Consider the following 6,000-nt stretch of genomic DNA (forward strand, 5'->3'; position numbering starts at 1 on the left):
CGAGGCTACCCGAGATATCTTGATGTCGAGATACCTGCGAGGTGAGCCATGACCGATCCCGTCTGGGACCCGGAGCAGTACCTGCGCTTCGCCGACGAACGCACCCGCCCGCTGCGCGACCTGCTCGCCCGCGTCCCCGCCCTCCCGCACCCCGGTGCCGAGGCGATCCTGGACATCGGCTGCGGCCCGGGCAACTCCACCGCCGTCCTGCGCGAGCGCTGGCCGCGCGCCCGCCTCACCGGCGTCGACAACTCCGCCCCGATGCTGGCCGCCGCCCGCACCGACGGCGAGCCCAGCGCCGAGTACCTGCTCGCCGACGCCCGCGACTACGACCCGGCCCCGGCCCGGCCGGACCTGATCGTCTCCAACGCCACCCTCCAGTGGGTGGACGGGCACCTGGCGCTGCTGCCGCGCTGGGCGGACGCCCTCGAACCCGGCGGGGTGCTCGCCTTCCAGGTGCCCGGCAACTTCGACGCCCCCAGCCACACCCTGCTCGCCGACCTGCGCCGCAGCGCCCGCTGGCGGGACGCGCTCGGCGAGGAGGCCGTCCGGGCCGGCGTCCACCGGCCCGAGCGCTACCTCGACGCCCTGGTCGCCGCCGGCTGCCTCCCGGACGTCTGGGAGACCACCTACCTGACCCTGCTGCCGGGGGCGGACCCGGTCCTGGAGTGGGTCAAGGGCACCGCGCTGCGCCCGGTCCTCACCCGGCTCACCGACCCGGCCGACCGCGCCGCCTTCCTCGCCGAGTACGGGCGGCTGCTGCGCGAGGCCTACCCGGCCGGGGCGCACGGGACGGTGTTCCCGTTCCGGCGGATCTTCGCGGTGGGGACCAGGCAGCCGGACTGAGCCGGACGGGCCGAGCGGGTCGAGCCGGACGCCGGGCCGACGCCGGGCCGGTTGGGCCGAACGGGGTGGCCCGCGACGGCCCCGGCCGGTCAGGCCTTGCGCTCGCCGACCAGCTTCGGGTGCCGCTCCAGGCCCTCCAGCCCGTGCCAGGCGAGGTTCACCAGGTGCGCCGCCACCGTCGCCTTGTCCGGCTTGCGGACCTCCAGCCACCACTGCCCGGTCAGCGCGACCATCCCGACCAGCATCTGCGAGTACATCGGGGCCAGCCGGGCGTCGAAGCCGCGGGACTTGAACTCCAGGCCCAGGATGTCCTCGACCTGGGTGGCGATGTCGCTGATCAGCGAGGCGAAGGTGCCGGTCGACTGGGCCACCGGGGAGTCCCGGACCAGGATCCGGAAGCCGTCCGTCGAGGTGTCGATGTAGTCCATCAGCGCGAAGGCGGCCTGCTCCAGCAGCTCGCGCGAGTGCCCGCCGGTCAGGGCCCCGGTCACCATGTCCAGCAGCAGCTGCATCTCGCGGTCGACGACCACCGCGTAGAGCCCCTCCTTGCCGCCGAAGTGCTCGTACACCACGGGCTTCGACACCCCGGCGCGCTCGGCGATCTCCTCCACCGAGGTGCCGTCGTAGCCGCGCTCCGCGAAGACCGTCCGGCCGATCTCCAGCAGCTGCTCGCGCCGCTGTTTGCCGGTCATCCGGACCCGGCCGCCCCGGCGGCGCGGGGCCGGGGCGGAGTCGCCCTCGCCGGGGCCGGCCGCCGGTGCAGCGGGCCGCGGACGGGTCGGCGCCGAGGCGGGCGCCGCGTCCGTCCGCGTGCTGTGGTGACCGCCTGTGCTGTCTGCGCTGCTCCCGTTCACCCCTACATCATGCTGGAAGCGACGCCTCATGCGGCGCGGCGGGCGGCGATCCGCTGCGCGTCCGGCCAGCGGACGTCCCGCACCCAGCCGGCCAGCTCGAACCAGCGGATCAGCCGGGCCGAGGAGTCGATCTGCCCGCGCAGCACCCCGTGCCGGGCCGCGGTCGGGTCGGCGTGGTGCAGGTTGTGCCAGGACTCGCCGCAGGAGAGCAGGGCGAGCCACCAGACGTTGCCGGAGCGGTCCCGGGAGCGGAACGGGCGCCGGCCGACGGCGTGGCAGATCGAGTTGATCGACCAGGTGACGTGGTGCAGCAGTGCCACCCGGACCAGCGAACCCCAGAAGAAGGCGGACAGCGCCCCCTCCCAGGACAGGCTCACCAGGCCGCCGATCAGCGCGGGCAGCAGCAGCGAGATGGTGGTCCAGAGCCAGAACAGCCGGGAGATCCGCCTCATGGCCGGGTCGCGCACCAGGTCGGGGGCGTACTTGAGCTGCGAGGTCTGCTCCTCGTCGAACATCCAGCCCATGTGGGCCCACCACAGGCCCTTCATCAGCGCCGGGACGCTCTCCCCGTAGCGCCACGGCGAGTGGGGGTCGCCGTCCTTGTCGCTGAACCGGTGGTGCTTGCGGTGGTCTGCCACCCAGCGCACCAGCGGGCCCTCGACGGCGAGGCTCCCGGCGATCGCCAGCGCCAGGCGCATCGGGCGGCGGGCCTTGAAAGCGCCGTGGGTGAAGTAGCGGTGGTAGCCGATGGTGATGCCGTGGCAGGTGAGGTAGTACATGCCGGCGGTGATCGCGAGGTCCGTCCAGCCCAGCCCCCAGCCCCAGGCCACCGGGACGGCGGCCACCAGGGCGGCGAACGGCACCAGGATGAACAGGGAGAGCGCGATCCGCTCGGCCAGGCCCTGCTTCTCCCCGCCGCGGGTGGCGGACAGCCGGGTGGCCGCGGTGTCGGTCCCGGTGGCCCCGGCGGTCTCGACGCTGTCGGCGGACTCGATGACGTCGGCCGGGTCGGAGTCGGGCGACGGAGTGCGGGACGCGGCGTTCTCCGCGCGCGCCTCGCCTGCCTGAATGGTCATGGGCGTCCCTTTGCGGCGTTCCGGAACGGGAGAGAAGCGGAGCTACGTTGGCGTAACCTACGGCATCGTAGGTTGCGCTCCGCGTCCAGCGGAACACTCCGCCGCGCGGCACTTGAGTGAATTCACCCGACTGGATGGATGAACCGCGGGTCCGGCGGGTTCGGCCACCGGAGGCCGAATCGGGGCCGTGGATCGGTGCAGTTCGATACCCACGGCAGGGCCCTCTCGGGTAGGGTCTGACACGACTGTCCGCCGTGGTGTAATGGCAGCACAGGGCCCTTTGGAGGCCTTTGTCTGGGTTCGAATCCTAGCGGCGGAGCCTCTGCGCGCCTCGGGTTCGGGCGTTTTCCCCCGCGCCGGTATTGTCGGTGCTGCTCGGCGGACTGTGCGAATGGCGACCGGCCTGGGTCCGGGCCGGGCCTGCTCTGCCCTCTCTGTGAACCTACCGAGGAGCCTCCCCGCATGGGTGCCAATTCGCTTGCCGCCGTTGTCGTGCTCGCCGCCGGTGGCGGGACCCGGATGAAGTCGAACAAGCTGCCCAAGGTGCTGCACGAGGTGTGCGGGCGCTCGCTGGTGGGTCACGCGGTCTCGGCGGCCCGGGAGCTGACCCCGGGCCAGCTGGTCGTGGTGGTCGGGCACCAGCGCGAGCAGGTCGTGGCGCACCTGACGGAGCACTACCCGGCTACCCGCACCGCGGTGCAGGAGGAGCAGAACGGCACCGGGCACGCCGTGCGCACGGCGCTGGAGTCGCTGTCCGCCGACGGCGTGGCGCTGGACGGCACGGTGATCATCACCGCCGGCGACTCGCCGCTGCTGACCGGGGAGACCCTGCGCCGGCTGGCCGACGCGCACGCCGCCCAGCAGAACGGCGTCACCGTGCTGACCGCCGTCGTCCCGGAGCCCTTCGGCTACGGCCGCATCCTGCGGGACGAGGACGGCGCCGTCGCCGCGATCGTCGAGGAGCGGGACGCCAGCGCCACCCAGCGCGCGATCACCGAGATCAACTCCGGCGTCTTCGCCTTCGACGCCAAGCTGCTCACCACGGCGCTGGGCGAGCTCACCACGGACAACTCGCAGGGCGAGGAGTACCTGACCGACACCCTGGAGATCCTGCGCAAGGCGGGCCACCGGGTCGGCGCCGTGGTGGCCGAGGACCACCGGGACATCCTGGGCATCAACGACCGGGTCCAGCTGGCGCACGCCCGTCGGCTGCTGAACGACCGCCTGCTGGAGCGGGCGATGCGCGAGGGCGTCACCGTGGTTGACCCGGCGACCACCTGGTTCGACGTGCAGGTCACGTACGAGCCGGACGCCGTGGTGCTGCCGAACACCCAGCTCCAGGGCGCCACGCACCTGGGCGAGGGCTGCGAGGTGGGCCCGAACTCCACCCTCAAGGACACCCTGGTCGGCGCCGGCGCCCGGGTGAGCAACACCACGGCCGACCGCGCCGAGGTGGGCGAGCTGGCCACCGCCGGTCCGTACGCCTACCTGCGTCCGGGCGCCAAGCTGGCCCGCAAGGCGAAGGTCGGCACCTACGTCGAGGTGAAGAACTCCGAGCTGGGCGAGGGCGCCAAGGTGCCGCACCTGTCCTACATCGGCGACGCCACGATCGGCGAGGGCACCAACGTCGGCGCGGCCTCGGTCACCGTGAACTACGACGGCGTGAACAAGCACCGCACGGTCATCGGCGCGCACTGCCGGACCGGTTCGGACAACATGTTCATCGCCCCGGTCACCATCGGTGACGGCGCCTACACCGCGGCCGGCTCCGTGATCACCGGCGACGTCCCGGCCGGGGCGCTCGGTGTGAGCCGGGCCACCCAGCGCAACATCGACGGCTGGGTCGAGCGCAAGCGCCCCGGGACGGCATCCGCGCAGGCCGCGCAGGCGGCGGCGGACGGGGCCGAGCAGGCCTGAGCGGGCGGCGCCCCGGGACAGCCGGTAGTCCCGGGGCGGACGGTTTCTGCGCGGGCGCGTAACCTTGGGGACATACGTGCGCCACTGGGCTTACCGCCCGTGTCCAGGCGTACCGACATTTCCCCTACCCGTGCCGCGAGCGGGCCCTGCCTGCCCGCCGCCGGGTCGAGGGTTCAGCGTCCGCAACGCGAGGAGACGGTGCAGTGAGCGGGATCACGACGTCGGGTGAGAAGAAGCTGAAGCTCTTCTCCGGCCGTGCCCACCCGGAGCTGGCGAAGGAGGTGGCCGCGGCGCTCGGGACCGAACTGGTCCCCACCAAGGCCCTGGACTTCGCCAACGGCGAGATCTACGTCCGCTTCCTGGACTCCGCGCGTGGCGCGGACTGCTTCGTGATGCAGAGCCACACGGCTCCCATCAACCAGTGGATCATGGAGCAGCTGATCATGATCGATGCTCTGAAGCGGGCCTCCGCCAAGAGCATCACCGCGATCCTGCCGTTCTACGGCTACGCCCGCCAGGACAAGAAGCACCTCGGCCGCGAGCCCATCTCGGCCCGCCTGATCGCCGACCTGCTGCGCCAGGCCGGTGCCGACCGCCTGATGGCCGTGGACCTGCACACCGCGCAGATCCAGGGCTTCTTCGACGGCCCGGTGGACCACCTGTTCGCGCTGCCGCTGCTGGCCGACTACATCGGCGAGAAGGTCGACCGCTCCAAGCTGACCGTCGTCTCGCCGGACGCCGGCCGCGTGAAGGTCGCCGACCAGTGGTGCGACCGGCTGGACGCCCCGCTGGCGATCATCCACAAGCGCCGCGACATCACCCAGGCCAACACCATCCTGTCGGCCGACGTCGTCGGTGACGTCAAGGACCGGGTCTGCGTGCTCGTCGACGACATGATCGACACCGCCGGCACCATCTGCGCCGCGGCTGACGCGCTGTTCGACAACGGCGCCGCGGACGTCGTGGTGGCGGCCACCCACGGTGTGCTCTCCGGCCCGGCCGCGGACCGGCTGAAGAACTCGCGGGTGAGCGAGTTCGTGTTCACCAACACGCTGCCCACCCCGGCCTCGCTCCAGCTGGACAAGATCACCACGCTGTCCATCGCCCCGTCGATCGCCGCCGCGATCCGCGAGGTCTTCGAGGAGGGCTCGGTGACCAGCCTCTTCGAGGGCGTGCACTGACGAAGTCCCGGGCGGGGGGGGGGGGGGGGGGGGGGGGGGGGGGGGGGGCGGGGTGGGGGGGGGGGGGGGGGGGGGGGGGCCGGTCGACTCGGGGTGTCGGGTCGAAGAGGTGGCCGCCGCGGTCCT

5 protein-coding genes and 1 tRNA gene are annotated in these 6,000 nt (G+C 72.6%); 4 read left to right on the plus strand and 2 right to left on the minus strand.

Features of this window, described 5'->3' with window-relative positions; genetic code table 11:
• The first annotated feature begins 48 nt into the window (after positions 1-48).
• Entirely contained in the window at positions 49-846 is a 798-nt protein-coding gene (locus tag ACZ5OX_RS35700) for a methyltransferase domain-containing protein (RefSeq protein WP_465636014.1), read from the plus strand.
• Between the two features lie 89 nt (positions 847-935).
• On the opposite strand, the gene ACZ5OX_RS35705 is transcribed toward ACZ5OX_RS35700, so the two are convergent.
• Together ACZ5OX_RS35705 and ACZ5OX_RS35710 are read right to left on the minus strand one after the other, a co-directional pair.
• Entirely contained in the window at positions 936-1,538 is a 603-nt protein-coding gene (locus ACZ5OX_RS35705) for a TetR/AcrR family transcriptional regulator (RefSeq protein ID WP_449790441.1), read from the minus strand.
• Between the two features lie 188 nt (positions 1,539-1,726).
• Positions 1,727-2,776, minus strand: a complete 1,050-nt coding sequence (locus tag ACZ5OX_RS35710; RefSeq protein ID WP_465636016.1) for an acyl-CoA desaturase — start codon at positions 2,774-2,776, stop codon at positions 1,727-1,729.
• Positions 2,777-3,024: 248 nt separating this feature from the next.
• Here ACZ5OX_RS35710 and ACZ5OX_RS35715 point away from each other — a divergent pair.
• The 3 genes from ACZ5OX_RS35715 to ACZ5OX_RS35725 all read left to right on the plus strand — a co-directional run bounded on the left by ACZ5OX_RS35715 (position 3,025) and on the right by ACZ5OX_RS35725 (position 5,874).
• Positions 3,025-3,095 (plus strand) — tRNA-Gln (locus tag ACZ5OX_RS35715).
• Between the two features lie 143 nt (positions 3,096-3,238).
• Entirely contained in the window at positions 3,239-4,693 is a 1,455-nt protein-coding gene (gene glmU, locus ACZ5OX_RS35720; protein WP_465636018.1) for a bifunctional UDP-N-acetylglucosamine diphosphorylase/glucosamine-1-phosphate N-acetyltransferase GlmU, read from the plus strand.
• 203 nt (positions 4,694-4,896) lie between these two features.
• Positions 4,897-5,874, plus strand: a complete 978-nt coding sequence (locus ACZ5OX_RS35725; RefSeq protein ID WP_392914597.1) for a ribose-phosphate diphosphokinase — start codon at positions 4,897-4,899, stop codon at positions 5,872-5,874.
• The last annotated feature ends 126 nt before the right edge of the window (positions 5,875-6,000 follow it).

It is taken from the genome of Kitasatospora sp. NPDC032121 (assembly GCF_055580145.1).